This is a genomic window from Saccharomonospora iraqiensis subsp. iraqiensis, from assembly GCF_000430445.1.
Classification (GTDB): domain Bacteria; phylum Actinomycetota; class Actinomycetes; order Mycobacteriales; family Pseudonocardiaceae; genus Saccharomonospora; species Saccharomonospora iraqiensis.
Map to the genome: position 1 here is coordinate 1 of NZ_AICW01000326.1, position 2,422 is coordinate 2,422.

At 74.3% G+C, this 2,422-nt stretch carries 2 protein-coding genes; one reads left to right on the forward strand and one right to left on the reverse strand.

Annotated features, from left to right (window positions below; translation table 11 throughout):
• Nucleotides 1-10: 10 nt before the first annotated feature.
• Nucleotides 11-1,213 (reverse strand): S8 family serine peptidase, encoded by a 1,203-nt coding sequence (locus ACTIR_RS0100180; RefSeq protein WP_026452777.1) that lies wholly within the window; start codon nucleotides 1,211-1,213, stop codon nucleotides 11-13.
• Between the two features lie 201 nt (nucleotides 1,214-1,414).
• On the opposite strand from ACTIR_RS0100180, the gene mshC reads away from it, so the two are divergent.
• Nucleotides 1,415-2,422: cysteine--1-D-myo-inosityl 2-amino-2-deoxy-alpha-D-glucopyranoside ligase (mshC, locus tag ACTIR_RS0100185; RefSeq protein WP_034237484.1), on the forward strand; the 1,008-nt coding region annotated here is incomplete at its 3' end.

Consider the following 2,422-nt stretch of genomic DNA (forward strand, 5'->3'; position numbering starts at 1 on the left):
CTGGTGCGCCTCACGGCGCCTGGGCCAGCCCCGCTCCCACGTCCGTGGACGGCGACGGCAGCCGCAGCGCCGACTGGCCGAGCCGCGCCCACAGTTCCCAGTCCCGGGCCCCGTGTTCCTGCGCGATCAGCGCCGCCACCCCGGCGACGTGCGGGGTCGCCATGCTGGTGCCGCTGATCCGCTGGTAGCGGGTCGGCAGGGTCCAGCTCGAGTACACGTCCACGCCGGGCCCGACGAGGTCGACCGCCCCGTCCGGGTCGACCGACCCGCAGGAGAAGTCGGCCACCCGGTGCTCCGCGTCGACCGCCCCCACCGCCAGGATCGACGGGCAGTTCGCCGGATGGCTCACCGGGGCGATCCTCCCGCGTGCCCGGTCGCTCTCGTTGCCCGCGGCGGCGACCATCAGGGTGCCCCGCCGCAGTGCCCGGCGCGCCACCGTCTCGAAGATCTCCGAGTGCGGGTCGCCGGGGCGGGTGGCCGAGCCCAGCGACAGCGACACCACCGCGCAGCCGTTGCTCACCGCCCAGGAGATCCCGGAGAGGATGCCCCCGTCGGTGCCGCTGCCGGAGTCGCCGAGCACCTTGCCCGCGTAGATCTCCGCCTCGTGCGCCACGCCGTATCCCGGGCCGGTGTCCGGGGTGCGCGGCCCGCACGCGGTGCCGACACAGTGGGTGCCGTGGCCGTGTCCGTCGTCGACGTCCTCACCGTCGACGAACGACCGTGCCTCCAGGGTGCGTCCCGCCAGGTCGGGGTGGTCCCGGGCCACCCCGGTGTCCAGGACCGCGACCCGGATGCCCGCCCCCGTCGCCGCGCTGCCGGGGACGCCGACCGCCCGCAGTCCCCAGGTGAGGGCGGTCTCGTCGACGGTGCCGACGGTGCCCCGGTCCTCCTCCGGTTCCTTCGTGGGGGTGGCGTAGGTGTGCACGACGCGCTCCCGTTCCACCCGGGCGACCGGGCCGCGTTCGCCGGTGGCCCGGGTCAGGGCGTCGGCCTGGTCGTCCGCGGCACGGACGACGGCCACCCCGAGTTCGTGCAACACCAGCCCGTCCGCGTCGCCGAGCATCGCCGCGGCACCCGCGCCGGTGACGTCCGCGGTGCTGGCGGCACGGACCCCGGCCACCCGTTCCATGGTGTGCACGCCCGCCGCCGTCGCGTTCTCCTCGAGCAGCACGAGGTACCGGCCGGTCCCGCCGCCGGATTCCGCTGTGGTCATGGGACACCCTCCTCGGTCGGGAGACGACACGCCTGCACCGGTGAAGTCTCATCCCCGCACCCGAGTGTGACACCGGGCACACACCCGTGACGACCGGTCGCGCCCCTCGTGCGCGGCGTGTCGGCGACCTCCGGGGTGCAGCCGATCACGGACGTCGGCCGGTCGGCCCCACCGGCGCGGCGCCCGCATAAGGTTGGGGACATGCAGACTTGGTCCTCGGTAGCCGTGCCCCGTGTCCCCGGACGTCCCCGCCCGCTGCGGTTGTACGACACGGCGACCGGGCAGCTGCGGCCCACGACGCCCGGACGGGTGGCCCGGATGTACGTCTGCGGCATCACGCCCTACGACGCCACCCACATCGGCCACGCCGCCACCTACCTGGCCTTCGACCTGGTGTACCGGCAGTGGCTGGACGCCGGGCACGAGGTGCACTACGTGCAGAACGTCACCGACATCGACGACCCGCTGCTGGAGCGCGCCGACCGCGACGACGAGGACTGGGTCGAGCTCGGCAGGCGGGAGGTCGACCGGTTCCGCGCGGACATGGCGGCGCTGCGGGTGCTGCCGCCCCGCGAGTTCCCCGGCGCCGTGGAGACCGTCCCGGAGATCGTCGAGGTCATCGCGAAACTGCTCGCCAACGGGGCCGCCTACCGTGTCGACGACCCGGAGTACCCGGACATCTACTTCGACCGCACGTTCACCGGCCGGTTCGGCTACGAGTCGAACTACGACGAGGCCACCATGACCGCGGTCTTCCCCGACCGGGGCGGCGACCCGGACCGGCCCGGCAAACGCGACCCGCTCGACGCGCTGCTGTGGCGCGCGGCCCGTCCCGGCGAGCCCGCCTGGGAGTCCGAACTCGGCACCGGCAGGCCCGGGTGGCACATCGAGTGCAGCGCCATCGCCGTCAACCGGCTCGGCCTCGGCTTCGACGTCCAGGGCGGGGGATCGGACCTGGCGTTCCCGCACCACGAGTTCAGCGCCGCCCACGCCGAGGCGCTGCTGGGCGAGCACCCGTTCGCCCGGCACTACGTGCACGCGGGCATGCTCGGCCTCGACGGCGAGAAGATGTCCAAGTCCCAGGGCAACCTCGTGTTCGTGGCACGTCTGCGGGAGCAGGGCGTGGACCCGGCGGCGATCCGCCTCGCCCTGTTCGCGGGCCACTACCGCGACGACCGGTCCTGGACCGACGGGCTGCTCGCCGACGCG